Annotated in this window: 24 protein-coding genes; 18 read left to right on the forward strand and 6 right to left on the reverse strand. The window is 72.7% G+C overall.

Annotated features, from left to right (window positions below; all coding sequences use genetic code 11):
- The gene (locus tag OG598_RS29770; RefSeq protein ID WP_328652017.1) at nucleotides 1-273 is read right to left on the reverse strand and encodes a hypothetical protein; all 273 of its coding nucleotides are present in this window, start codon (nucleotides 271-273) and stop codon (nucleotides 1-3) included.
- Between the two features lie 106 nt (nucleotides 274-379).
- Here OG598_RS29770 and OG598_RS29775 point away from each other — a divergent pair, with 106 nt between their 5' ends.
- From OG598_RS29775 to OG598_RS29825, 11 genes are all read left to right on the forward strand, one after another.
- On the forward strand, nucleotides 380-1,300 hold the full coding sequence (locus OG598_RS29775; RefSeq protein ID WP_238684524.1) for a proline dehydrogenase family protein: 921 nt from the start codon (nucleotides 380-382) through the stop codon (nucleotides 1,298-1,300).
- A 106-nt stretch (nucleotides 1,301-1,406) separates the two neighbouring features.
- The gene (locus OG598_RS29780; protein WP_328652018.1) at nucleotides 1,407-2,207 is read left to right on the forward strand and encodes an alpha/beta fold hydrolase; all 801 of its coding nucleotides are present in this window, start codon (nucleotides 1,407-1,409) and stop codon (nucleotides 2,205-2,207) included.
- Entirely contained in the window at nucleotides 2,200-2,775 is a 576-nt protein-coding gene (locus OG598_RS29785; protein WP_328652019.1) for a TetR/AcrR family transcriptional regulator, read from the forward strand. Before OG598_RS29780 ends, OG598_RS29785 begins: the two co-directional genes overlap by 8 nt.
- 69 nt (nucleotides 2,776-2,844) lie before the next feature.
- A complete protein-coding gene (locus OG598_RS29790) occupies nucleotides 2,845-4,134 on the forward strand; it encodes a hypothetical protein (protein ID WP_328652020.1) in 1,290 nt (429 codons plus the stop codon).
- A 79-nt stretch (nucleotides 4,135-4,213) separates the two neighbouring features.
- Nucleotides 4,214-5,560 carry an efflux RND transporter periplasmic adaptor subunit gene (locus OG598_RS29795; protein ID WP_328655477.1) on the forward strand — a complete coding sequence of 449 codons (1,347 nt, stop codon included), beginning with the start codon at nucleotides 4,214-4,216 and terminating at the stop codon, nucleotides 5,558-5,560.
- A complete protein-coding gene (locus OG598_RS29800; RefSeq protein WP_328652021.1) occupies nucleotides 5,557-6,552 on the forward strand; it encodes an ABC transporter ATP-binding protein in 996 nt (331 codons plus the stop codon). Before OG598_RS29795 ends, OG598_RS29800 begins: the two co-directional genes overlap by 4 nt.
- The gene (locus OG598_RS29805; RefSeq protein ID WP_328652022.1) at nucleotides 6,549-7,733 is read left to right on the forward strand and encodes an ABC transporter permease; all 1,185 of its coding nucleotides are present in this window, start codon (nucleotides 6,549-6,551) and stop codon (nucleotides 7,731-7,733) included. The genes OG598_RS29800 and OG598_RS29805 overlap by 4 nt, the downstream gene beginning before the upstream one ends.
- Before the next feature lie 212 nt (nucleotides 7,734-7,945).
- Nucleotides 7,946-8,155 carry a helix-turn-helix domain-containing protein gene (locus OG598_RS29810; protein ID WP_007465625.1) on the forward strand — a complete coding sequence of 70 codons (210 nt, stop codon included), beginning with the start codon at nucleotides 7,946-7,948 and terminating at the stop codon, nucleotides 8,153-8,155.
- Between the two features lie 270 nt (nucleotides 8,156-8,425).
- Entirely contained in the window at nucleotides 8,426-8,527 is a 102-nt protein-coding gene (locus OG598_RS29815; protein ID WP_007465623.1) for a 30S ribosomal protein bS22, read from the forward strand.
- 122 nt (nucleotides 8,528-8,649) lie between these two features.
- Entirely contained in the window at nucleotides 8,650-9,726 is a 1,077-nt protein-coding gene (locus tag OG598_RS29820) for an NAD-dependent epimerase/dehydratase family protein (RefSeq protein ID WP_328652023.1), read from the forward strand.
- Nucleotides 9,723-10,790: a lysophospholipid acyltransferase family protein gene (locus tag OG598_RS29825; protein WP_328652024.1), complete on the forward strand. Its 1,068-nt coding sequence runs from the start codon at nucleotides 9,723-9,725 to the stop codon at nucleotides 10,788-10,790. The genes OG598_RS29820 and OG598_RS29825 overlap by 4 nt, the downstream gene beginning before the upstream one ends.
- Nucleotides 10,791-10,838: 48 nt before the next feature.
- On the opposite strand, the gene OG598_RS29830 is transcribed toward OG598_RS29825, so the two are convergent.
- The 3 genes from OG598_RS29830 to OG598_RS29840 all read right to left on the reverse strand — a co-directional run bounded on the left by OG598_RS29830 (nucleotide 10,839) and on the right by OG598_RS29840 (nucleotide 13,950).
- Entirely contained in the window at nucleotides 10,839-11,708 is an 870-nt protein-coding gene (locus OG598_RS29830) for an HAD family hydrolase (RefSeq protein WP_328652025.1), read from the reverse strand.
- A gap of 126 nt (nucleotides 11,709-11,834) precedes the next feature.
- Entirely contained in the window at nucleotides 11,835-12,704 is an 870-nt protein-coding gene (locus OG598_RS29835; protein WP_328652026.1) for a DUF5667 domain-containing protein, read from the reverse strand.
- A gap of 289 nt (nucleotides 12,705-12,993) precedes the next feature.
- Nucleotides 12,994-13,950, reverse strand: a complete 957-nt coding sequence (locus tag OG598_RS29840) for an ECF subfamily RNA polymerase sigma factor, BldN family (protein WP_328652027.1) — start codon at nucleotides 13,948-13,950, stop codon at nucleotides 12,994-12,996.
- 586 nt (nucleotides 13,951-14,536) lie between these two features.
- Here OG598_RS29840 and OG598_RS29845 point away from each other — a divergent pair.
- Genes OG598_RS29845 through OG598_RS29855 form a run of 3 tightly spaced genes read left to right on the forward strand, consistent with a single transcriptional unit; the run spans nucleotide 14,537 to nucleotide 17,071 of the window.
- Nucleotides 14,537-16,144 (forward strand): AMP-binding protein, encoded by a 1,608-nt coding sequence (locus tag OG598_RS29845; protein WP_328652028.1) that lies wholly within the window; start codon nucleotides 14,537-14,539, stop codon nucleotides 16,142-16,144.
- Complete coding sequence (locus OG598_RS29850) at nucleotides 16,134-16,388, forward strand: glutaredoxin family protein (RefSeq protein WP_030490173.1); 255 nt, start codon at nucleotides 16,134-16,136, stop codon at nucleotides 16,386-16,388. Before OG598_RS29845 ends, OG598_RS29850 begins: the two co-directional genes overlap by 11 nt.
- 20 nt (nucleotides 16,389-16,408) lie before the next feature.
- Entirely contained in the window at nucleotides 16,409-17,071 is a 663-nt protein-coding gene (locus OG598_RS29855) for an HAD family hydrolase (protein ID WP_328652029.1), read from the forward strand.
- Here OG598_RS29855 and OG598_RS29860 read toward each other — a convergent pair.
- Nucleotides 17,052-17,705 carry a response regulator transcription factor gene (locus OG598_RS29860; RefSeq protein WP_030329744.1) on the reverse strand — a complete coding sequence of 218 codons (654 nt, stop codon included), beginning with the start codon at nucleotides 17,703-17,705 and terminating at the stop codon, nucleotides 17,052-17,054. The genes OG598_RS29855 and OG598_RS29860 overlap by 20 nt on opposite strands.
- Nucleotides 17,706-17,822: 117 nt before the next feature.
- Nucleotides 17,823-19,127 (reverse strand): sensor histidine kinase, encoded by a 1,305-nt coding sequence (locus OG598_RS29865; protein ID WP_328652030.1) that lies wholly within the window; start codon nucleotides 19,125-19,127, stop codon nucleotides 17,823-17,825.
- A 474-nt stretch (nucleotides 19,128-19,601) separates the two neighbouring features.
- Here OG598_RS29865 and OG598_RS29870 point away from each other — a divergent pair, with 474 nt between their 5' ends.
- Genes OG598_RS29870 through OG598_RS29885 form a run of 4 tightly spaced genes read left to right on the forward strand, consistent with a single transcriptional unit; the run spans nucleotide 19,602 to nucleotide 24,308 of the window.
- The gene (locus OG598_RS29870) at nucleotides 19,602-20,372 is read left to right on the forward strand and encodes a redox-sensing transcriptional repressor Rex (protein WP_091402715.1); all 771 of its coding nucleotides are present in this window, start codon (nucleotides 19,602-19,604) and stop codon (nucleotides 20,370-20,372) included.
- Nucleotides 20,369-21,766, forward strand: a complete 1,398-nt coding sequence (locus tag OG598_RS29875) for a glutamyl-tRNA reductase (protein WP_328652031.1) — start codon at nucleotides 20,369-20,371, stop codon at nucleotides 21,764-21,766. Before OG598_RS29870 ends, OG598_RS29875 begins: the two co-directional genes overlap by 4 nt.
- A complete protein-coding gene (gene hemC / locus OG598_RS29880) occupies nucleotides 21,763-22,731 on the forward strand; it encodes a hydroxymethylbilane synthase (protein ID WP_328652032.1) in 969 nt (322 codons plus the stop codon). Before OG598_RS29875 ends, hemC begins: the two co-directional genes overlap by 4 nt.
- Nucleotides 22,728-24,308, forward strand: coding sequence for a uroporphyrinogen-III synthase (locus tag OG598_RS29885; RefSeq protein ID WP_112584249.1), 1,581 nt, complete (start codon nucleotides 22,728-22,730; stop codon nucleotides 24,306-24,308). The genes hemC and OG598_RS29885 overlap by 4 nt, the downstream gene beginning before the upstream one ends.
- Nucleotides 24,309-24,323 lie beyond the last annotated feature (15 nt).

The raw sequence follows: 24,323 nt of genomic DNA on the forward strand, positions 1-24,323 counted from the left end.
TCAGCCGCCGCAGGCGGCGAGGTGGGTGCCGAATCCGCCGCGTTCGGGCAGGGCCGCGCTGGTCGGCTCCGGGGCGGTGCGACCGGCGGCCGGGTCGGTGACCCGCATCGCCAGCGCGACGGTGCCGCCGCCGCCGACCGGCCCGAGGGCGCAGTCGTCGTCATCGTCGTCGTCCGAGGTCATGTTGCAGCCGGAGAGGGCGAGCGCGAGAGCGGTGAGCGCGCCGAGCTGCACGGAGGCCGAGCGGAGTCGGCGGCGGGGGCGTTGGTCCACGGCATCGTTGTAGCCGATCGACGCCAACGCCGCCGCCCCGCCCCCATGTCGAGGTGGCCCGGCCGCCCCTCGGCGGGGCCCCTGGCAGGGGCGTTACGCTCGGCTCATGCTCCGTTCCGTCATCCTCGCCGCCTCCCGGTCATCCCAGGTCGAGCGGCTCGTCGCGACTGCCCCGTACACCCGGGACGTCGTCCGCCGGTTCGTCGCCGGCGCCGCCACCGACGACGCGTTGCGCGCGACCCGCGGGCTCGTCGACGACGGCCTCGCGGTCACCCTCGACCACCTCGGTGAGGACACCGTCCGTCCTGAGCAGGCCACTGCCACCCGGGACGAATACCTGAAACTGCTGAAGATGCTCGGCGACGCGGGGCTCACCCCGGCCGCCGAGGTGAGCGTGAAGCTCTCCGCCCTCGGCCAGATGTTCGACGAGCAGTTGGCGTACGACAACGCGCGGGCGATCTGCGCGGCGGCCGACGCGGCGGGCACCACTGTCACCCTGGACATGGAGGACCACACCACCACCGACTCGACGTTGGAGGTGCTGAGCCGGCTGCGCAAGGACTTCCCGTCGACCGGCGCGGTGCTCCAGGCGTACCTGCGGAGGACCGAGTCGGACTGCCGTGAGCTTTCCTCGGCCGGGTCGCGGGTGCGGCTGTGCAAGGGCGCCTACAAGGAGCCGGAGTCGGTGGCGTACCAGTCGGCCCGTGAGGTGGACAAGTCGTACGTGCGCTGCATGAACATCCTGATGTCCGGCGACGGTTACCCGATGCTGGCCACTCACGACCCGCGGATGATCGCCATCGGTGAGGACCGGGCCCGGTGGTTCGACAGGGGTCCCGAGCGCTTCGAGTTCCAGATGCTCTACGGCATCCGCCCCGAGGAGCAGGCCCGGTTGGCCGGCGAGGGCTACACGGTGCGCACCTACGTCCCGTACGGCGACGAGTGGTACGGCTACCTGATGCGCCGGCTCGCCGAGCGCCCCGCCAACCTGGTCTTCTTCGGCCGTGCCCTGATCTCCAAGAAGTAGTTCCTCCGGTTCGGCCGACGGGCCGGCGGCGACCCCTCGGGTCACCGCCGGCCCGTTTCCGGTATCCGGCTTGCCAACGTTGGCTAAGTGTCTTAGCTTTAAAGCTATGACAACTAGCCAGGTGCGGCGGGACGGCGGACACATCGCGTACGAGGCGCAGGGCGAGGGGCCGTTGGTGGTCCTCGCGCACGGCATGGGCGAGAACAGGGCGAGCTTCCGGCACCTCGTGCCGCTGCTGGTGGCCGCCGGTCACCGGGTCGCCTCGGTCGACGTCCGGGGGCACGGCGAGTCCAGCGCCGGCTGGCCCACGTACGCCCCGGCGGAGGTCGGCGCGGACCTGCTGGCAGTGGTCCGCGACCTCGACGCCGGCCCGGCCGTGCTGGTCGGCAGCTCGTCCGCCGCCGCGGCGGTGGTCTTCGCCGCCACCGACGCACCCGAACTGGTCACCGGCCTCGTGCAGATCGGCGCGTTCGTCGGTCAGCCCAAGCTCAACCCGCTGCTGCGGATGGCGATGTGGTCAGTGCTGCACAGCCCTCGACTGTTCGGGATGTTCCACAAGACCCTGTTCCCGGTGCACCGACCCGCCGACGACGCGTCCTACCGCCGCGCGATGGTGGCCAACCTGCGCGAGCCCGGTCGGATGGCCGCGACGCGCGGCGTGGTCGCACCGGCCGAGCCGCACTGGACCGCCCGCGCCCCGCAGGTGCGGCAACCGGTGCTGGTGCTGATGGGATCCAAGGACCCGGACTTCCCCGACCCGGGAGCCGAGGCGCGGGCAGCCCGGCGGCTCTTCGGCACCGCCGAAGCCCGGATGATCGAGGAGTCCGGCCACTACCCGCACGCCGACCGGCCGCAACGCACCGCCGAGGAACTGCTCGGCTTCCTGGCGGTGTGCGCCGGTGCCTAGGGTCGGCCTCAACCAGCAGACCGTCGTACGGGAGGCGGCCCGGCTGGCCGACGAGGTCGGCTTCCAGCAGCTCACCCTCGCCGCGCTCGCCAGCCGGCTCGGGGTGGCGCTGCCCAGCCTCTACAAGCACGTGCGAGGGGCGGACGCGTTGGCCCAGAAGCTGGCCGCCCTGGCCACCGCCGAGCTGGCCACCGAGATGACCACCGCCGCCGTCGGCCGCTCCGGTGGCGACGCGCTGCGGGCCATGGCGGACGCCTACCGTGACTACGCCCTCCGGCACCCCGGCCGCTACCCGGCGACGCAGCGGGTGCCCGACCCGGCCGACCCGGAACACGTCGAGGCCGGCGAACGCGCAGTCGGTGCCATCTTCGCGGTGCTGGGCGGGTACGGGCTCACCGGTGACGACGCGGTGGACGCGACCCGCGCGCTGCGCAGCGCCCTGCACGGCTTCGTGAGCCTGGAGGCCGCGGGCGGCTTCGGTCTGCCCCGTGACGTCGACCGCTCGTACCACCAGTTGGTCGCGAGCATGGACATCGCGTTCCGCTCCTGGCCGCGCACCGGCGGGTGAACGAGCGGCCGGGCCGATCGGCCCGGGGCGGCCTCGTCGCATCCAGGTAGTGGTCGTACCCTTCGGCGGGTGACTGACGAGGTGCAGCAGCCAGCACCACGGCGGCTCTGGCCGCTGTGGACGGTGCTCGTGGTGGTCGTCCTGCTGCTGGGCTGCGGCCTGCCGGCGGCGCTCGTCGTCGGAGTGATCCGGGAGACAGGCTCGCGCCCCACTGTCAGCCGGGTCGGCTCCTCGGCGGCCGACGACCCGGCCACCGCCGTGGCCCGTGGGCTGTCCGACCGGATCACCGCCCAGCTCCACCGGCAGTCCACGGCACTCCTCGGCGGCGACCGCGCCGGCTTCCTCGCCGTCGCCGATCCCGCCGCCCACAACGACCTGCGCCGACGCTTCGCCGCGCTACGCGAGCTCAAGGTGACCGGCTGGCGCGCCGAGCCGAGTGGCCTGCCCGTGCCGATCATCGGCAAGCCCGGCGAGTGGCGGCTGCTGGTGCGCTTCCAGTACTGCTTCGTCACGCCGAACTGCCGGCCCAGCCCGGTGCTGATCGGCACCCGGTGGCGGGAGAACGGCGACCAGCCCCGGATGGTCGCCATGGAGGAATCCAAGTCGGTGGAGACGGGCACCCGACCATGGGAGATCAGCGACCTGGCGGTCGCCGTCGGCGCGCGGACCATCGTCGCCACCACCCCGGCGCTGCGCGGCAAGCTGCCCGGCCTGCTCGCGCAGGCCGAGGCGGCGGCGAAGGTCGCCGACGGGTACGCGGTGACCGGCTCACCGCCGGACCGATACCGGATCTTCTACGCCGGGCGCACCGAGTGGCAGCGCTGGTACGGCGGGGAACGCCCAGAATGGACCGGCGGTTACGCGGTCACAGTGGGCGGCGGTCACCACGAGGTGGTGCTCAACGCCGAAGGGCTCTCCAACAGCGGCACCGACGACCTGCTCCGGCACGAGCTGACCCACGCGGCGTCGTTGCCGGAGCGCGGATACCCGGGCAAGCTCACCTGGTGGTTGGTCGAGGGCCTGGCCGAGTTCGCCGGTGCCGGCGGCCAGGCGGTCGACCGGTACGAGGGGATCGCCGACGTGCGCAAGATGGTCCGGGGCGGCTGGGACGGCAAGTTGGAGGGCGTCAACCCCGCCGACGATGCCTCCGCCGAACGGGTCGCCGCCAGCTACGGCATCGGCTACCTGGCCGTTCGGCACCTCGTCGACCGCTACGGGCCGCTGCGGCTGCTCACCTTCTTCAAGACGGTGGTGCACGACGGCAGGACCATCGACGCGGCCTCCGAGAAGGCGTTCGGTGAGCAGTGGTCGACGCTGCACGACGAGTGCGTGGCGTACGTCCGCGCCACCGCCGCCTGACGCAGCTCGGAGGCGGTGCGGCGGTGCGCCGTACCATCGATGGGTGCGCCGTCCTCAGTCGTCACGGCCCGCCAGCACAATGCGGCCCCGCCTGCTCATCGCCCTGACCGCCGTCGTCGTCCTCACCGTCACCACCGCCGCCTCCTGCGGCGATGAAGGCCCCGATCTCGCGTTGGCGTCGGCCGCCCGCAACCCGGTCACCGAGGTGATCGACGCACCCGCCACGGTGACCGCCCGCGCCGCCGCCACCCTCACCGCTCCCGCCGACGGCACCCTGGCCAGCCTGCGCGTCCAACCTGGACAGCGGGTCAAGCGCGGTCAGGTGCTGGCGGTGGTCGATTCTCCGAGCGCGCAACAGCGTCTCCGTCAGGCCAAGGAGGCGCTGGCCGCCGCGAAGCGCGCCGGCAGGGGCGTCGGAGCGGGCAGTCTGACCAGCAGCCGGCGCGGCACCGACAAGGCCGCCGACGAGGCGTTCGACGCGGCCCGGAAGGCCGCCGAGAAGATTGCCGACCCGCAACTGCGCGATGCGCTGCTCACCCAGGTGACGTCCGCGCAACACCAGTACGCGGCTGCCGCGCGCAGCGCCGACCAGGCGGTCCGCGCTGTGCAGCGGGGGATCAACGGGTTGAGTTCCGCCGTCGGCGCGCTCTCCGCGGCGCAGCGGCTCCAGGCCCAGCAGGCGTACGACCTGGCGAAGGCGACAGTCGACGCGCTGACCCTGCGCGCCCCGATCGCCGGGGTGGTGCAGCCTGGCGGGACCCGGGCCGGCGGTGGCGCGAATGCCGGTCTGGCTGGTCTGTTGGAGCAGGCCGGTGGCGCCGGCCTCGACCCGTCCGTGCTGGCCCCCAGCCAGGGTGGTCCACCGGCCGGGGTGGACGACGCGGTAGTGGTCGGCGGGCTGGTTTCCGCCGGAGCACCGGTGCTGACGGTGGTGGACACCGGACAGCTCGGACTGCTCGCCGAGGTGGACGAGACCGACGTGCTGCTGGTCAAGGCCGGCGTGACCGCCACCGTCGAGTTGGACGCCGTCACCGGCGCCAGCTACGACGCCACAGTCCGCTCGGTCGACGTGCTGCCCACCAACTCCGCGCAGGGCGGGGTCACCTACCGGGTCCGCCTCGCGCTGGGTGCCGGGAAGCTGGCCGAGGATGAGCCGGCCCCGACGCCCCGCCCCGGAATGAACGCGATAGTGCACCTGCGGGTACGCGAGGCCGTCGACGCGGTGACCGTCCCCGCGTCGGCGGTGTTCTCCGCCGACGGCCGGGACGCGGTCTGGGTGGTCCGTGACGGCAAGGCGGGCCGGGCGTCGGTGACAGTGGGCGTCCAGGGGTCCGACCTGGTGCAGATCCTCAACGGCGTGCAGCCCGGCGACCGGATCGTGGTGCGCGGCGCCGACCAGGTGCGCGACGGCCAGGAAGTCCGGTGACCGAACCCGCCGTCGCAGATCCGCGCGGCGATCCGCCGGCAGGGGAGCGTGTTCCGGCCATCGAGGCGGTGGACGTGTCCCGGACGTACCAGCTCGACGGGGTGTCGGTGGAGGCGCTGCGCGGGGTGTCGCTCACCGTGCAGCCGGGGGACTACGTGGCCCTGGTCGGCCCGTCCGGCTCGGGCAAGTCCACCCTCATGCACCTTCTCGGTGGGCTGGACCGGCCCACCGGTGGCCGTCTGGTGATCGGCGGGCGGGACGTCAACGCCCTCGCCCCGCCGGAGATGGCGACCCTGCGCAACGAGACCATCGGTTTCGTCTTCCAGGCGTTCCACCTGTTGCCGCGTACCTCGGCGGTGGAGAACGTGGCGTTGCCCCTGGTCTACCGGGGAGTGTCGGCCCGGCAGCGGCGGGAGCGGGCGGCGGCGATGCTGGGCCGGGTCGGCCTCGGGCACCGGCTGGACCACCGGCCCAACCAGATGTCCGGCGGCGAGCAGCAGCGGGTGGCGATCGCCCGCGCTCTGGTCACCGAGCCGACTGTGCTGCTGGCCGACGAACCCACCGGCAACCTGGACAGCGTCACCGGCGCCGCAGTGCTGGAGCTGTTGGAACAACTCAACGCGGAGTCGGGGGTTGCCCTGGTGATGGTGACCCACGACCAGGAGGTGGCGGCCCGCGCTCACCGCCGGATCACCATGCGCGACGGGGTGGTCGTCGCGGACAGCGCCGACCCGCGCTCCGCTCATGATCGACCGCCGTCCGTTGATCACGGTCGACCTGCGACACTGGTCCCCGCTCCCAGCGCGGAGCCCCGGTCCGCGTCCGGAAGCGGTCCGGGGCACCCGTCCGGTGGCTCCGGTGGCGCCGCCGGAGCCACCGGACGCCTTCCGCGCGAGGTCGAGCGGCCCGAAACCCGCGACGCCGCCCCGGGCGAGGCGCGCGACGCGGCTGCGGGTGCGCGCGAAGCCGACCGACCCGGGGGTACGGCGTGAGAGTCGCCGAGGCGTGGCGGGTGGCGCTGGACGCCCTGCGGGCCAATCGGCTGCGTAGCGCGCTGACCATGCTCGGGGTGATCATCGGGGTGGCCTCGGTGGTGCTGTTGGTGGCCATCGGCACCGGCACCAAGCAGAAGGTCGAGCAACAGGTCGAGGGCCTCGGCTCCAACCTGCTGCTGGTCGTCCCCGGCCGGATCGAGGTGGGCAACGCGCCTGTCGTCTCGCCGCTGACCCTCAAGGACGTGGACGCCGTCACCCGGGTTGTCGGCGACCCCGATCGGGTGGCGGTCACCGTCGCGTCCGGGGCGACCGCGCGGGCCGGCGCCCGTTCCGACTTCACCACCGTGCAGGGCGTCCTGGAGACGACCCCGGCGGTGTTCACGCGCTCGCTGGCGCGGGGACGCTACCTCACCGGCACCGACGTGGACACCAGCCGACGGGTGGCGGTGCTTGGTGACTCGGTCGCCCGTGCGCTCTTCCCCGACCGGGACCCGCTCGGTCAGCAGGTGGCGTTGGCCGGGGTGCGGTTCCGGGTGATCGGTGTCTTCGCGCCCCTCGGGCAGAGCCTCGGCGTCGACCGGGACGACGAGGTGCACGTGCCGGTGACCGCCGCGCAACGACTCTGGGGCACCCAGCGGGTCGACGGCATCGCGGTGAAGGCGCCGGACCGGGAGCGGATCGACGAGCTGGGCGAACGGATCGTCGCCGAGCTGAACCGCCGCCACCCGGACACCGAGTTCAGCGCCGTCACCCAGCAGCAGATCCTCGGCGTGCTCGGCGACATCCTCGGTGTCCTCACCGGCGTGCTGGCGGCCATCGCCGGCATCTCGCTGCTCGTCGGCGGCGTCGGCGTCTCCAACATCATGCTGGTCAGCGTCCGGGAGCGGACCCGGGAGATCGGGCTGCGCAAGGCCGTCGGCGCGCGTCCCCGCGACATCGGCGTGCAGTTCCTGTTGGAGGCGGTGCTGCTCACCACGATCGGAGGGCTCACCGGGATGGCGCTGGGAGTGGGAAGCGCCCTGCTGGTCGACGCGCTGTCGCCGATTCCGGCGGCGATCACCTGGTGGTCGTTGGCGCTCGCCTTCGGGGTTTCGGCGGTGGTGGGCATCGTCTTCGGAGTGGTTCCCGCGCAGCGCGCCGGCCGTCTCGACCCGGTGGTCGCGCTGCGCACCGAATGAGCAGTGCCGGAACAACCGGACGACAGGCGCGGACGGGCGGATACCGGGAGCGCGGATCGGGTGAACCGGCCACCGAAGCATGATCAGTTGCAGGAAGGGATCGCGCCGGTCACAACCGCCCCGCTACCGTACTGGTAACACGCGCGTCGTCGGCCCGGCCCGGAGCATCCGTCGGGTTGGCACGCGCCGGGCATGGGATGGGTCGGTGAGCCATGGCCGGGTCACAGTCCGACGGACGGCTGTCGGAGGTCAAGTTCCTGACCGTCGCGGAGGTGGCGACGGTCATGCGGGTGTCAAAGATGACTGTCTATCGCCTGGTGCACAGCGGTGAGCTCACCGCCGTCCGGGTCGGCCGGTCATTCCGGGTGCCCGAGCATGCGGTGCACGAATATCTCCGGGGTGCCTTTCAGGAGACCGCCTGAGCCACCGCCCCGCCCTCCGATCGCCGGCTGACCGGCATCGGTCGGCGTGAGGAGTGAGCTCGCGGGCCCCGCGGTCGCGAACCAGAGGCGGCCGGGACGGGGGCGCGTTGGTCCGGCTGACGCCCTGCGGCTACCCTGGAGCCCGACCGAGACCCCACCGGTGCGCCCCGCCGCCCAGACTGGTCCGGTCCGTTGTCCGCAAGCGGTCGCCGTCGCCACCTGCGTGGTGTCATCCGGTCCGCCCCGCACGTTGTATCGAAAGGCTGTCGTATGGGCTCGGTGGTCAAGAAGCGCCGTAAGCGCATGGCTAAGAAGAAGCACCGCAAGCTGCTGCGCAAGACCCGCGTCCAGCGTCGCCGTCTCGGCAAGTGATCGCCGCCGGGCTGTCGGCCCGGCGTTCGGCGTCACTTGCCAAACTGTCGACCTCCGGAGGCTCAGGTGATCAGGCCGTGGTCGTCCCGGCTCGGTCCATCCTGCCGGCGTAGGTGCGTCAGATGACCCCCGGTGGCACCTCAGGTGCTCCGGGGGTCGTCGTCGTCACCGGAGTGGGCCGTTACCTCGGCGCCCACGTGGCGGCCCGACTGGCCGCCGACCCGCGCATCGAACGGGTCATCGGGGTCGACGCACCGGACTCCGGCACCGAGTTCACCGACCTGCTGGACCGGGTCGAACGCATCCGCGTCGACAGCGGTTCCCTCGGTGGCCTCCTCGCCGACCTGGACGTCGACGCGGTGGTGCACCTCGCGCTGGTCACCTCACCCGACCCGCAGCACGGCGGCCGGTCCGGGATGAAGGACCAGAACGTCATCGGCAGCATGCAGATGCTCGCCGCCTGCCAGCGGGCACCCCGACTGCGCAAGCTCGTGGTCCGCTCGTCGACCGCCGCGTACGGTGTGTCGTTCCGGGATCCGGCGGTCTTCACCGAGGAGACCGAACCCCGCGAGGTGCCGCGCGGCGGTTTCGGCCGCGACATCCTCGACCTTGAGGGGTACGTGCGCGGCTTCCGCCGCCGCCGGTCCGACGTCACCGCCACAGTGCTGCGCTTCGCCCCGTTCATCGGTTCGACCGCCGACACCACGTTGACCCGCTACTTCTCGCAGCCGTTCGTGCCGACAGTCTTCGGCCGTGACCCCCGCCTGCAGTTCCTGCACTTCGACGACGCGTTGGAGGTGCTGCACCGGTCGATCGTGGAGGACCATCCCGGCACGTACAACGTCGCCGGCCCCGGCGTGCTGTCGCTGTCCCAGGCGATCCGGCGCGCCGGACGGGTCGCCGTCCCGGTGCTGGAGCCGGGTCTCTCCGGGGCCGCCGCGCTGGCCCGCACCATGGGCTTCGGCCGCTACGGCCTGGACCAGGTAGACCTCTTCGTGCACGGCCGGGTGGTCGACACCAGCCGGCTCGAGCAGGAGTACGGCTTCACGCCCCGGTCGACCGCTGAGGCGTTCGAGGACTTCATCCGCGCCCATCACGGTGGAGTGGTGGTCACGCGGGATCAGCTCGCCGCCGCCGAGCAACTCGTCCTGGACGGCATCCGGCAGGTCCGCTCAGCGGTACGGGAGCGGTCGTCATGACTGGTCGGCCGGAGGAGGGGCGCGACCCGCAGTCGGTCGGGCGTTTCGACGTACCGCAGCAGGTGCCCGCGCCGGACGCGGAGCCGGCGCGGCGCAACGGACATCGGCCGGCCGCGCAGGCCGCGCCGACCCCGACTGCACCGCCGGCCTCGACCCCGGCGCCGGTCCCGGTCGACGCCGGGTTGCCCGGCGGCACCGAGCCTGCGGTGTCGGACCGCCCCGGGGACCACTGGGACCGCAAGGTCGCGAACGGGTTGGCGTTCCTGCGCCGGCGGCTGTCCGGTGACTACGAGGTCGACGAGTTCGGTTTCGACTCGGAGTTGACCGACGCGGTCTTCCACCCGCTGCTGCGGCTGCTCTACCGGGACTGGTTCCGCACCGAGGTCAGTGGGGTGGAGCACGTCCCGGTGGACGGGCCCGCCCTGGTGGTCGGCAACCACTCAGGGACTGTGGCACTGGACGCCCTGATCCTCTCGGCGGCGCTGCACGACAAGCATCCCGCCCACCGCTACCTGCGGCTGCTCGGCGCCGACCTGGTCTTCCGGATGCCGGTGGTGTCCGAGTTGGCCCGCAAGACCGGCGGCACCGTGGCCTGCAACCCGGATGCCGAGCGGCTGCTCGGCGGCGGCGATCTGGTCGGTGTGTTCCCCGAGGGCTTCAAGGGCATCGGCAAGCTCTACGCCGACCGTTACAAACTGCAACGCTTCGGGCGGGGCGGGTTCGTCTCGGCGGCGCTGCGCACCGGCACCCCGATCGTGCCCGTCGCCATCGTCGGCGGCGAGGAGATCTACCCGATGCTCGCCGACATCAAGCCCCTGGCGCGGCTGCTGAAGCTGCCCTACTTCCCGGTCACGCCGACGTTTCCGCTGCTCGGCCCGCTGGGCATGGTGCCGCTACCCAGCAAGTGGCTGATCGAGTTCTGCCCGCCGATCCCCACCGCCCACCTGACCGACTCGGCGGACGACCCGCTGGTGGTCTTCAACCTCGCCGATCAGGTGCGGGAGACCATCCAGCAGACTCTGCACACGTTGCTGGAGCGACGACCCGACCCGTTCGGCCCCTAGGGCGCGAGGTCGGAGCCAAGGCTTCGACATACGTCCGGAACGGGCGGCTCAGCCGGCGCGGCGGCGGCGTTGCAGGGCCAGGCCGGCGGTGACCGCGCCCGCGACCAGCCCGGCGGCAGCGGTCGACGGTACGGCGATCTTGACCGCTCGGCGGCCGGTGCGGAAGTCCCGCACCTCCCAGCCGTGCTGGCGGGCCTGCCGCAGCAGGGAGCCGTCCGGGTTGACGGCCACCGCCCGGCCCACCGCGCAGAGCAGCGGCAGGTCGTTCGCCGAGTCGCTGTAGGCCGCGCAGCGGGACAGGTCGAGCCCTTCCACTGTGGCGAGCTGGGTGACCGCCTCAGCCTTCGCCGGCCCGTGCATCAGGTCACCCACCAACCGCCCGGTGTACGCCCCGTCCAGCACCTCGGCCACAGTGCCGATGGCACCGGTCAGGCCGAGCCGGGCGGCGATCACCCGGCCGATCTCGACGGGGGCGGCACTGACCAGCCAGACCCGCTGACCGGCGTCCAGGTGACGCTGAGCGAGTTGGTGGGTGCCAGCCCAGATCCGGGGGGCCATCATCTCGTCGAAGATCTCCTCGGCGAGGTGTTCGACCTCGTCGACCCGCCAGCCCTGGACGAAGGCCAGCGCCGCCTCCTTGGCCAGTGACATGTCACCGGCGTGCTCCCGGGCCAGCAGCCGGAAGCGGAGCTGCTGCCAGGCGAATCGGGCCAGGTCGGCGGTGGTCACGTAGTTTCGGGAGGCGAGACCACGGGCGAACCAGTAGATCGACGCGCCCTGCATCATCGTGTTGTCCACGTCGAAGAACGCCGCGGCGGTCGGGTCGGGTGCGCTGACCGGGGCCAGGTCGGTCTCCGCCCAGGCTGCGGTGTGCCCCTCGGCGTCGGTGCTGACCGTCACCTTACGGCTACGCGCCACGCGAATCCCTTCCTCACCGGTACGACGGATGCTCCCCCGCGAGGGTATCCGCCGTAGACGGGCGACCGGCCGGGCACACAGCGAACTGTGGCGCGGCCGGTCGGACGTGCGGTATAGGGACGCGGGTCAGCGGGCCCCGGGGCAGGTGCTCGGGTTCGGCCCGAGGGCGTCGCTGGCGGTCGGTGCCGGCAGGCCGCAGGCGATCGCCGCGCGCAGGTCGTCCGAGCGTTCCCGGATGCTGTCCAGCAACACCAGCGACCGCTGGGTCCGTTCCCGGTCGACCCGGGTGCTCCCGTCGAGCAGACCGCGTACCACCCGGCGCTGGCTCGCCACGAAGGTGTTGAGAGTGTCCAGGCTGCCGGGCTCGCCCCGCTGGACGGCGGCCGAGGTCAGCAGGCGAACTCCCTGCCGGCTGTCGGCATCCATGTCGTCGAGGACCGCGCTGTAGCCGATCCGGTCACCGCGCAGCTTGGCGGCTTCGCCGACTCTGGTCCGGGCAAAGTCCAGGAAGAGTTGGCCTCGGCTGATGTCGGAGCTGGCCAGGGCGAGCTGTGCCCGTTCGGTGGAGCGCTTCATGCCGTACAGCGCGTCACCGGGCACCGCGTTCTCGCTGGCGGCGGAGATCCCGGAGACGGCGATGGCCCCGGCGGCGATGCCGACCAGGATCGCGCCCCGGGCTCGGGCCCGCCGTGCGGTGACCGCCGGCAGTAGCCGTCCGCGGGTGGTAGTGGCGGCCGGTTCACTGACCGCCGCTGGCGTGCTGCCCAGCCCTTCCCGCTCGGCGGTTGCGAGCAGCATCGCCCGCAGGCCGGTACGGAATTCCTGGTCCACCTCGACAGCCGGGGGGTCGACGCTGAGTCGCTGACCCACTGCGACGAGCGGCGCCAGTTGGCCGTCCACCCGGGATCGCACGTGGTGTCGTCGAGCGCCGTTGGCCTCGTCGAGAAGCTGCGCGAAGCGCTCCGCGCGCCGGCGGGAGAAGAGGGTGTTGTCCACCGCAGGCACCTCCTCTCGCTGGTCACGGCCGGTCGGCCGCCGTCGTTGCCAGCGACCGGGCGGCAGTGTGACACCACGGAGGTGAGGTGCCGCCGGCATGCCGGTCGGACCTCGGTGACCCGGGCCTGCCGGGACATCCACCGGTCGCACCCGGAGAAACGCGGCGGACCGGGCACGGGTTACGGGCCTGGCGGGGCGGAAATTACAGAAAGTGATGGTCATCACCGGGCGGGACCGACTTTGAGCTGCGCGGACGCTGATCGACGCCCGTCGGTCCCGCCGTAACAAACTACGGCTGGAAGCCGTCGGGCAGCAGCCGGGCCAGGGCGCGGACGGCGCGGTACTGGAGGGCCTTGATGGCTCCCTCGTTCTTGCCCATCGCGCGGGCCGTCTCGGCGACCGAGAAGCCCTGGAGGAATCGGAGCACTATGCACTCCTGCTGCTCCGGGTTGAGCTGCTTCACGGCGGTGAGGAGCGCGACGTTGGTGATGTGCTCCACCACCGCCGCCTCCGGGCTGCCCTCCGGGCCCCGGTCCTCCCGGTCGGCGTCGAGCACGTCGCCGGTGGTGACCTCCAGCCGGTACCGGCCCGACTTGAAGTGGTCCGCGACGAGGTTGCGGGCGATGGTCACCAGCCAGGCGCCGAGGTCACGGCCCTGCCAGGTGAAGCTGCCGATCCGCTTGAGCGCGCGCAGGAAGGTGTCCGAGGTGAGGTCCTCGGCGAGTTGCCGGTTGCCGACCCGGAAGTAGACGAACCGGAAGACGGTGTCCACGTAGCGGTCGTAGATCAGACCGAACGCCTCGGACTCGCCGGCCTGGGCCCGCTCGATCAGCGTCCAGACCTCGGTTGCCGGGTCGGACGGGTCCGGGCGGCTCGGGAAACCGGTCGGGGTGGTGGCGGTGGTGGCCGGCACCGCCGGGATCACCGCTGTCTCACCCGCCGCCGGGTCGGTGGTGACCGCCGGTGTGTCGGCTACCCGACGACCCTGCACGGGCATTGCGGGCCGCGACGGTACGGCGACCCGGCCGCCGGCCGGCTTCGCGTTTCCACCGGGCACCGCGGGTCGCGGCGGTGGCTCGTTGTGGTGTGGCCGGCTGCGGATCCGGTGCGACGCGCCGTCACCCCGCACTCCGCCGCCGTGCTGTTCGTCCGATGGGGCACGGGCCGCTGGCCGCTCGTTGACGTGGGAGCGGGCGGGTTGACCGGTCAGGCCGACCGGGCGTTCCGCGTAACCGAAGGCGGTCACCGTGTTGCCCCCGTCCCGTCGGTCGCCGGGCGGGCCGGTCTAGGTCTCGTCGGGGCGGACCGACCGGGTGACCGGTCGGGCAGGACGGTCACGGGAGTTGCCGACTGGCGGCAATTCCCCTGGAGGTGCTGGTCCAATGCGCTCACAGGCACGGGGGCCTCCTCGGGCTGAGGGGTGTCGACTCACGGCAAATGGGGTGAGCCGACCCGAGTGATGATAGGGCCAACGTCACCCGCGCGTGGCAAGTCCGTTACACAAGGCGGAAGTATTTCCCGCTCCGTCGCACCAGTGGCGGACCGGTTGTCCGTCGTGTGCGATTGACTTTCCGTCGACCGGGTGTTCCAGGATGGATCCCCAGGTCGGAGGCTTACCACCCGTTCGGCTGACCCGCCGCGCCCGCCGGGCGTACGAGGGCGGCCGAACTGCCCGTGGGCAGCGTCGCACGTCCCATCGACAGGACCTGATCGGATCGCCGGTGGCACACCGGACAGTCCCGTACATGGGACTGTCGCGGTGTCGCCCTCCGGGCGTGGCCCCGACCGTCGGGCGTGGCCCGTCGCCGTCCGCTGTGCCAGACTCGATCACCGTGCAGGACGCCTCGGAAAGCCCCGCGCCGAACCTTGCCGACCGGGTCCGCCGGGCGGCTCTCGACCGCGCCGACCGGCCCGCGCTGCACTGGCGTGAGCACACGGTGAGCTGGTCCGAACTGGACGCCGCAGTGGACGCCGCCGCCCGCGGCCTGTCCGCCGCCGCGCCGCCCACCGACCCCGGCGGTACGCCGCCACGCGTCGCCATCGCGCTGCCCAACACGCCGGACTTCGTGATCGCCTGGCTCGGCGCCCTCCGCGCCGGGCTGGTCACCGTGCCGGTCAACCCCGGCCTCACCGCCCCGGAGCTGCGGCACGTGCTGGCCGACTCCGGCGCGTCGATGCTCATCGCCACCGACCACGTCCGAGGTCTGGTCGCCGACGTGGCCGCCGAGCTGCCCGCCCTCGCCTCGGTGCACGGCACGCCACCGACCGCCCAGGCGCCCGGACCGGCACCCCGCCCTCGACGCGGCGGCGCCGACCTGGCTGTACTGCTCTATACGTCCGGCACCGAGGGGCGACCCAAGGGGGCGATGCTCTCGCACCAGGCGCTGCTCGCCAACCACGAACAAGTCGCGGAGATCTCGCCGCCGGTGGTCGGGCCGACCGACACTGTTCTCCTGGCGTTGCCGCTGTTCCACGCGTACGGGCTCAACTCCGGGCTCGGCGCGGTGGTGCACCACGGGGCGACCGGTGTGCTGCTCGACGAGCCGGGCCCGACGGCAGGGCTGGACGAGGTCGCGCGGCACCGGGTCAGCGTGCTGGTCGGCGTACCGTCGATGTTCCTGACCTGGGCCGGCGCGGCCACGGCCCGCGCGGCGACCGCGTCGGTGCGGGTGGCGGTCTGCGGCGCGGCACCGCTCGAACCCGCTGTCGCGGCGCGCTTCACGGAGGTCACCGGGCATCAGGTGCACATCGGCTACGGCCTCACCGAAACCGCGCCGGTGCTCACCTCCACCCTGGTCGGCGGCGTGGCCAAGCCGGGTTCGATAGGCCGACCGCTGCCCGGGGTGCGCCTACGCCTGGTCGGCGCCGACGGGACGGACCTGTGGCGCGAGGGGCTGGCCGTTCCCGACGACGACCCGGACGAGCTGGACATCTCCGACGTGGCGCCGGGCACCGACCCGGGGCAGATCGTGGTGTCCGGCCCCAACCTCTTCACCGGCTACTGGCCCGACGGTCGGGGCGGCCCGAACGCCGAGGGTTGGTGGGGCACCGGTGACATCGCGTACGCCGACGAGGACGGTGACCTCTTCCTTGTCGACCGGCTCGGCGAGTTGATCCTGGTCAACGGTTTCAACGTCTATCCGCACGAGGTCGAGCTGGTGCTCGCCGGGCACCCCGGGGTGGTCGAGTCGGCGGTACTGGGTGTGCCGCACCCGCGGACCGGCGAGACTGTGCGGGCGTACGTGGTGCCGGTGCAGGGCCGACCGGTGACCAGCGAGGAGCTGCTCGCCCACTGCGCACGGAACCTGGCCCGGTTCAAGTGCCCGACCGCTGTCGAGTTCGTCGACGCCCTGCCGCACTCGGCGATCGGCAAGGTACGCAAGACCCAACTCCGGTCGGCGACGCCGACCGACCGCACGGAGGTAACCGATGGCCAGTGACGCCCGACTCGCCCTGATCACCCGACCCGGCTGCCACCTGTGCGACGACGCCAAGGCGGCGCTCGACCGGGTGGTCGCTGTCACCGGCGACAAGTGGGTCGAGTGGGACGTCACCGGCGACGAGGGGCTGGAGCGGGAGTACGGGGACCGGCTGCCGGTGGTGATGCTCGACGGCAAGGAGCACGGCTACTGGCGCGTCGAGGAGGACCGTTTGCTGCGGGACCTGACCACGCCGCAGCTCTGACGGGTGCCTATGGTGCTCTGATGACCCCTGCGCACCCGCACCTCGTCTGGGACTGGAACGGCACCCTGCTCAACGACCTCAGCCTGGTGGTGTCCGCCACCAACGTCGTGTTCGCGAGCCTGGGTGGGCCGACGGTCACCTCTGACGAGCACCGTGTGCGGTTCCGCAGGCCGATCGCCGAGTACTACGCCGAGGTGCTCGGGCAGGCAGTGGACGACGACGAGTTCGGTCGACTGGACAAGATCTTCCACGACGCGTACCGCACCGGGCTGACGACCTGCGAGCTGGCCGCCGACGCGCGCGCCGCGATGGCGGCCTGGCCGGGCAGCCAGAGCCTGCTCTCCATGTGGTTCCACGAGGAGCTGGTCCCGACCGTGCACACGTACGGGTTGACCGGCCACTTCACCCGCGTGGACGGGCTGCGGGCCACTGTCGGCGGCGGCCACAAGGCCGAGTCGCTCCAGCTGCACCTGGCCGAACTGGGAGTGGACGGCCCCTCGGTGGTGCTGATCGGCGACTCCATCGACGACGCGGACGCGGCGCTCGCCGTGGGTGGCCGTGCCGTGCTCTACACCGGCGGGTTCACCGACCCGGGCCGGCTGCGCGCCTCCGGTCACCCGGTGGCCGACACCCTCACCGACGCGGTGGCCCTGGCCCGGGAGGTCAGTTCCGCAGATAGGTGAGGACGGCCAGCACCCGCCGGTGCTGTTCGGTGTCCGGCGGGAGGGTGAGCTTGGTGAAGATGTTGCGCACGTGCTTCTCCACGGCGCCGTCGCTGACCACCAGGGCGCGCGCGATGGCGGTGTTCGAACGCCCCTCGGCCATCAGCGCGAGCACCTCGCGCTCGCGGGGGGTCAGCTCGCGCAGCGGGTCGTCCCGGCGACGCCGGGCGAAGAGCTGACCGACCACCTCCGGGTCGAGCACCGTGCCGCCGCCCGCCACCCGCCGCAGCGCGTCCAGGAACTCGTCGATCGCCGCCACCCGGTCCTTGAGCAGGTAACCGATCCCGCCGCCGGCGCCGCCGGTGGTGGCGAGCAGATCATCGGCGTACGACACCTCGACGTACTGGGAGAGCACCAGGATCGGCGTACGCGGCACCAGCCGGCGGGCCTCCACCGCAGCCCGCAGCCCCTCGTCGGTGTGCGACGGCGGCATCCGGACGTCGACGATCGACACGTCGGGCCGGTGCTCGACCACCGCCTCGACCAGGGCGTCACCGTCCCCGACAGCGGCCACCACCTGGTGCCCACTCTCGGTCAGCAGCCGGACCAGCCCCTCCCGGAGCAGTACGGCGTCGTCGGCGATCACGATGCGCATGGCTGTGTTGTCTACCACGTCAGGCCCGTCGTGCGGGCTCGGCGCGGTGCCGGACCGGTCACAGCATCTCCGTTGGTCGCGACTGCGGGGCTCGCAAACCCGGCTCACTCCTCGCGCTCACAGCGGCAGCTCGGCGCGGATCTCGGTGGGGCCGCCGGTCGGGCTGACCACCACCAGTTCGCCACCGGCGGCCCGGACCCGGTCGGCGATGCCTGCCAGCCCGTGCCCCTTGGCCAGGTGCGCGCCGCCCTGCCCGTCGTCGCCCACCCGCACCTGCAGGTGGGTGTCCCGCCGGGCCACGGCGACCGTGGCCTCGGTGGCCCGGCTGTGCTTGGCGACGTTCGTCAGCGCCTCGGACACCACGAAGTACGCGGTGTTCTCCACCGCCGGGTCGAGCCGCCCGGCCGGGGTGCCGAGCTGCGGGTCCACCTGGAGCTCGATCGGGATCAGCCCACGGCCGGCGATCGCGGCCAGAGCGCTGGGCAGGCCCCTGTCGACCAGGATCGGCGGCGCGATGCCCCGGGACAGCGCCCGCAGCTCGGCCAGGGTGTCCCGGGTCTGGGTGACCGCCTCGTCGATGGTGCGGCCGGCGGCCTCCGGGTCCGAGGCGAGCTGCATCCGGGCCCGGCTGAGGTCCATCGCCAGCCGGACCAGGCGCTGCTGGGGGCCGTCGTGGATGTCACGTTCCAACCGGCGTAGCGCGGAGGCCTCGGCGGACACGGCGGCCCGCTTCTGCTCCTCCAGCACCGTGATCCGGTCGCGCATCTCGGCCACCCCGGTCAGCATCGCCTTGGCGAAGCTGGCCTGGAGCAGCGCGCACCCCCGCACCACGATCGGCAGGGTGATCAGGAAGAACACCCCGAGCGCGGTGTACAGGCCGATCCGGGCGGTGGTCGAGTCGCCCAGGCCGAGCAGCTGCGCCAGGTCCTGGTCACCCTCGCCGTCGGCCCGGGGCAGGGCCCAGTCGTACGCCCAGTACAGCGAGCCGGCGATCGCCGCGGCCCACCAGGACAGCGTCACCACGAAGGTGCCCGCCGCCGCGATCAGCCGCAGGATGCCGTGCGCCAGGTCGAGCCAGGACTGGGCGTCCCGCATCGGCACGAAGATCCGCCGCCAGGCGTTCGCGCCGGCCTCGGGCAGCCGGTAGTGCGGCCGGATCCGGGGCTGGTGGAGCACCGCGGGCAGCCGCAGCCGCTCGACGTCGGCCAGCCCACGGGCGGTGTACAGGGTGCCGCTGAGGATCGGCAGGCCGATCACCGTGACCACCAGGCCGATGCCGACCGCGAGGCCGACGATGAGGACGACGAAGCTGGCCAGCGCCAGGGGCAGGCCGAGCAGCACGTACCCGGAGTCGACGAAGAGCTGGCGGGGGATGCTCGGTGCCAGCGTCGGTCTGTCGCTGGTGGCGGCAACGGCGGTCATGCTCAAAGGCTAGGCATCTGGGCTCGGCGTCCCCATCCCGAAACCCCGCCTCTCCTCCGTAGTGCTGCCCCTACCCCGCCACCCCGCCGCCGCCCCCGACCGCGTCGATCTTGCACTTGCTGTTGGTGATTTGCCCGGGTACGGGCGGAAGGCGGGGACAGCAAGTGCAAGATCGCGGGACCCGGCGGCGGGCGCGCGCCGGGCCGGCGCGGGATTGGTCAGAGAAGTCGGGATTGAGCAATAATCGCCCGGGGCGGTGAGCGGACCAGGCCGTTCAATCGATCTTGTGGAATGGAGGGGCTGGTGAGGTCGCGCCACGCAGCGACAAGATCGCGATTTGTGCACGTCTTCACAAGCGCCTACGCTGTGACTCCGACGCGCCCTGCTAGCACAGCCGGCAATCTCGGTCGCCAGCGGGAGTCCACAAACGGCCGACCAGCGGAGTTGGCCGAGGATCGCACCGCACGGAGTCTCATGAGTCAGCACCGTCACCCAGGCGCGCCCGGCCGCGCCGGTGCCGTACCGGCGCTCCCGGATCTGCCCGAGGCGACCGTCGCTCGGCTCCCGGAGTACCTGCGCGCGCTGCACAACCTCGCCGACGCCGGGCACGAGACGGTCTCCAGCGAGGGCCTCTCCGCCGCCGCCGGGGTCAACTCCGCCAAGCTGCGCAAGGACCTCTCCCACCTCGGCTCGTACGGCACCCGGGGCGTCGGCTACGACGTCGCGCTGCTGATCGAGCAGATCGAGTATGTGCTCGGGCTCACCCAACGCCGGGCGGTCGCCCTGGTCGGCGTGGGTAATCTCGGTCACGCTCTGGCCGGCTACGACGGCTTCGCCAGCCGGGGCTTCCGGATCGCCGCACTGCTCGACGCCGATCCCTCCCGGGTCGGTGAGGAGATCAACGGCCTGGTGGTCCGGCATGTCGACGACCTACCGACGGTCGCCGCGGAGGAATCCCTCGCGATCGGCGTGATCGCCACCCCGGCCGCCGCCGCCCAGCAGGTCGCCGACCAACTGGTCGCCGTCGGCGTGACGAGCATCCTCAACTTCGCGCCGTGCGTACTCTCGGTTCCGGAGGGGGTCGACGTGCGCAAGGTCGACCTCGCCATCGAGCTGCAGATTCTGTCCTTCCACGAGCACCGCAAGGCGTCGCTGACCGCGCTGCCCGCCACCGGCGGGACCGCTCTCACCGCCCTGCCGGGCGGGTTCGCGGCCACCGACACCCAGGAGGCGATAGGCACGTGAAACTGCTCGTCGTCGGCGCGTCCTACCGGACCGCCCCGGTCGCCACGCTGGAGCAGCTGGCAGTGCCCCCCGCCGACCTGACCCGCACACTTGACCGCCTGGTCGCCCAGCCGTACGTGGCCGAGGCGGTGATCGTCTCCACCTGCAACCGGGTGGAGGTCTACGCCGCCGTGTCCGGTTTCCACGGTGGGCTCGGCGACGTCTGCGCCGTGCTGGCCGAGCAGGCCGGCAGCTCGCCGACCGCGCTCGCCAGCCACCTGTACGTGCACTACGACACCGCGGCCGTTGACCACGTCTTCCGGGTCGCCACCGGTCTGGACTCGATGGTGGTGGGCGAGGCGCAGATCCTCGGCCAGTTGCGTGACGCGTACCACTGGGCCACCGGCGCCGACTCGGCCGGGCGGCTGCTGCACGAGCTGATGCAGCAGGCGTTGCGGGTCGGCAAGCGGGCCCACGCCGAGACCGGCATCGACCGGGCCGGCCAGAGCGTCGTCACCGCCGCCCTGGAGCTGGCCGCCGGGCACCTCGACGGCGACCTCGTCGGCCACCCGGCCCTGGTGGTCGGCGCCGGTGCGATGGGTTCGCTCGGGGTGGCCACGCTGTCCCGGCTGGGCGCCGGGCCACTCGCCGTCAGCAACCGGGGCGCCGACCGGGCCGTCCGGCTCGCCGAGTCGTACGGGGCGAGTGCCGCGCCGATGACCGAGCTGGCCGACACCCTCTCCACAGTGGACATCGTAGTGGCCGCCACCGCGTCCACCGAACCGGTCCTCACCCGGTCGGTGGTCACCGCGGCGCTGGCCGAACGCGACCCGTCCCGGGGCCCGCTGGTCCTGCTCGACCTGGCCGTTCCGCGCGACGTCGAGGAGGGCGTCGCCGAACTGCCCGGCGTCGAGGTGATCGACATCGACCGGATGGCGGCGCTGCTCGCCGACGGTCCGGCGGCTGCCGACGCCGCAGCCGTCGAACGCATCGTCCTCGGCGAGGTGGAGGGCTTCCTCACCTGGCTGCGCGGCGCCGACGTGGCACCGACGGTGGCCGCGCTGCGCGGCCGGGCCGACGACGTGGTCACCGCCGAGCTGCGCCGACTGGCCCAGCGTCGCCCCGACCTCGGCGACGACCTGCGGGCCGAGGTGGCCCGCACCGTGCACCGGGTCGTGCAGCGGCTGCTGCACCAGCCCACAGTCAAGGTCCGCCAGTTGGCCGCGGAGCCCGGCGGCGACCAGTACGCGGCACTGCTGCGCGAGCTGTTCGACCTCGAGGTGCCGCAGACCTCGCCGGTGGACACCGTCCCGGACGTGCTGACTCCCGACCTCGGCATGGCGTTCCCCGGCACCGATCCGGTGTCCGGAGCCGACGCCGCCGAGCCCACCTCACCCACCGGAGGTGCGCGATGACCGCCCCCCTGCGCCTCGGCACCCGGGGCAGCGCCCTGGCGATGGCCCAGTCCGGCCAGGTCGCCGAGGCGGTGACCGCCGCCACCGGCCGTCCCGTCGAGCTGGTCGAGGTGGTCACCGCGGGCGACCGCTCCAACGCTCCGGTGCACCGGCTGGGCGTCGGGGTGTTCGTCTCCGCCCTGCGCGACGCGCTGACCGCCGGCACCATCGACTTCGCGGTGCACTCGTACAAGGATCTGCCCACGGCTGCCGCCGGTGGGCTGCACATCGCGGCGGTGCCGGCCCGGCAGGACCCGCGCGACGCGTTGGTGGCCCGCGAGGGCCGGACGCTCGCCGAGCTGCCGCCCGGGGCCACAGTGGGCACCGGCGCGCTGCGTCGGATCGCCCAGTTGCACGCCCTCGGCCTGCAACTGGAGGTCACCCCGATCCGCGGCAACGTCGACACCCGCCTGGGCCGGGTGCTCGGCCCCGAGGCCGACCTCGACGCCGTCGTCCTGGCCCGGGCCGGTCTGGCCCGACTCGGCCGGCTCGACGTGATCACCGAGTCGCTGGACCCGATGCTCATGCTGCCCGCTCCCGCTCAGGGTGCGTTGGCAGTGGAGTGCCGGGTCGACGACCAGGACCTGGTCGAGCTGCTCGCCGTGCTCGACCACGCACCGTCGCGTGCCGCGGTCACCGCGGAACGTGCGTTTCTGGCAACCCTGGAGGCCGGGTGCAGCGCACCCGTCGCCGCCTATGCCGAGCTCGCCGAAGGCGAGACCGGCGATGAGATCTACCTGCGCGGGGCGGTGATCAGCCCGGATGGCACTCGTGACCTCCGGCTGTCCCGCACCGGAACGCCCGCCGACGCGGCGGAGATCGGTAAGGCACTCGCCGCCGAACTCCTCGAGCTCGGCGCCGACTCGATCCTCGGCCACGAAGGACACACCGGCCCGGGGACCCAGCAATTTGGGAGCACAGAATGACCCGCACCCGTAAGCCCGTCGGCCGTATCGCGTTCGTCGGGGCTGGCCCCGGTGACCCGGGCCTGCTGACCCGTCGGGCCCACGACGCCCTGGTCGACGCCGACCAGGTGATCTACGACCGGGGAGTCCCGGAGTCGTTGCTCACCGTCGTTCGCGCCGAGGCCAGGGACGATGCCGAGTTCACCCCGGCCGAGGGCGCGCCGGGGGACGTGGCGAAGGTGCTGATCTCCGCGGCCCGCTCCGGGCTCAACGCGGTGCACCTGGTCGCCGGTGACCCGTTCGGGCACGACTCGGTGGTCAAGGAGGTGCAGGCGGTGGCCCGCACCGCCGCCCACTTCGAGGTGGTGCCCGGCGTCGGCCAGGCCGAGGGTGTTGCCACCTACGCCGGGGTCCCGCTGCCGGGTGTGCGTACGGCCGCCGACGTCGAGGACGTCAGCGCGCTGGACTTCGAGGCGCTGGCCACGGCCGTCGGCCGGGGTTCGCTCGCGCTCGCCGTGGACGCCGGTGACCTCGCCGCCGTCCGCGACGGGCTGCTCGCCGCCGGGGTCGACGGCACCACCGGCGTCGGGGTGACCGGCGACGGCACCGGCGAGACCCAGTACACGACCACGTCGACGGTGGACAGCTTCGTGGCCGCCGCGCTCGGCTTCACCGGCCGGGTGGTGCTCACCGTCGGCGTCGGCGTGGGGCAGCGCGACAAGCTGAGCTGGTGGGAGAACCGCCCGCTGTACGGCTGGAAGGTGCTCGTACCCCGCACCAAGGAGCAGGCCGGCGCGATGAGCGCCCGGCTGCGCGCGTACGGGGCGATCCCCTGCGAGGTGCCGACCATCGCGGTCGAGCCGCCGCGCACCCCGGCGCAGATGGAGCGGGCCGTCAAGGGTCTGGTCGACGGCCGGTACGCCTGGGTGATCTTCACGTCGGTGAACGCGGTCCGCGCGGTCTGGGAGAAGTTCGCCGAGCACGGTCTCGACGCCCGGCACTTCGGCGGCGTCAAGATCGCCTGCATCGGTGAGGCGACCGCGGACGCGGTCCGCGCGTTCGGCATCCAGCCGGAGCTGATCCCCGCCGGGGAGCAGTCCTCGGAGGGCCTGCTGGCCGAGTTCTCGCCGCACGACGAGATCCTCGACCCCGTGGGCCGGGTGCTGCTGCCGCGCGCCGACATCGCCACCGAGACGCTCGCCGCCGGGCTCACCGAGCGCGGCTGGGAGGTCGACGACGTGACCGCGTACCGGACGGTGCGGGCTGCTCCGCCGCCCGCCGAGATCCGCGACGCGATCAAGTCGGGCGGGTTCGACGCGGTGCTCTTCACCTCGTCCTCCACCGTGCGCAACCTGGTCGGCATCGCCGGGAAGCCGCACGCCCGGACGGTTGTTGCCGTCATTGGGCCCAAGACGGCGGAGACCGCGACGGAGTTCGGCCTGCGCGTCGACGTCCAGCCGCCGCACGCCTCGGTGCCCGACCTGGTGGAGGCGCTCGCCGCCTACGCCGTCGAGCTGCGGGAGAAGCTGGCCGCCATGCCGGCCAAGCAGCGCCGTGGCTCGAAGGTGCAGGGCCCGACCGCTCTGCGCTTCCGGTAGTCGTTCGAGGAGGGC

The sequence above is a fragment of the Micromonospora sp. NBC_00330 genome (assembly GCF_036136635.1).
In the GTDB taxonomy this organism is placed as follows: Bacteria; Actinomycetota; Actinomycetes; order Mycobacteriales; family Micromonosporaceae; genus Micromonospora; species Micromonospora salmantinae.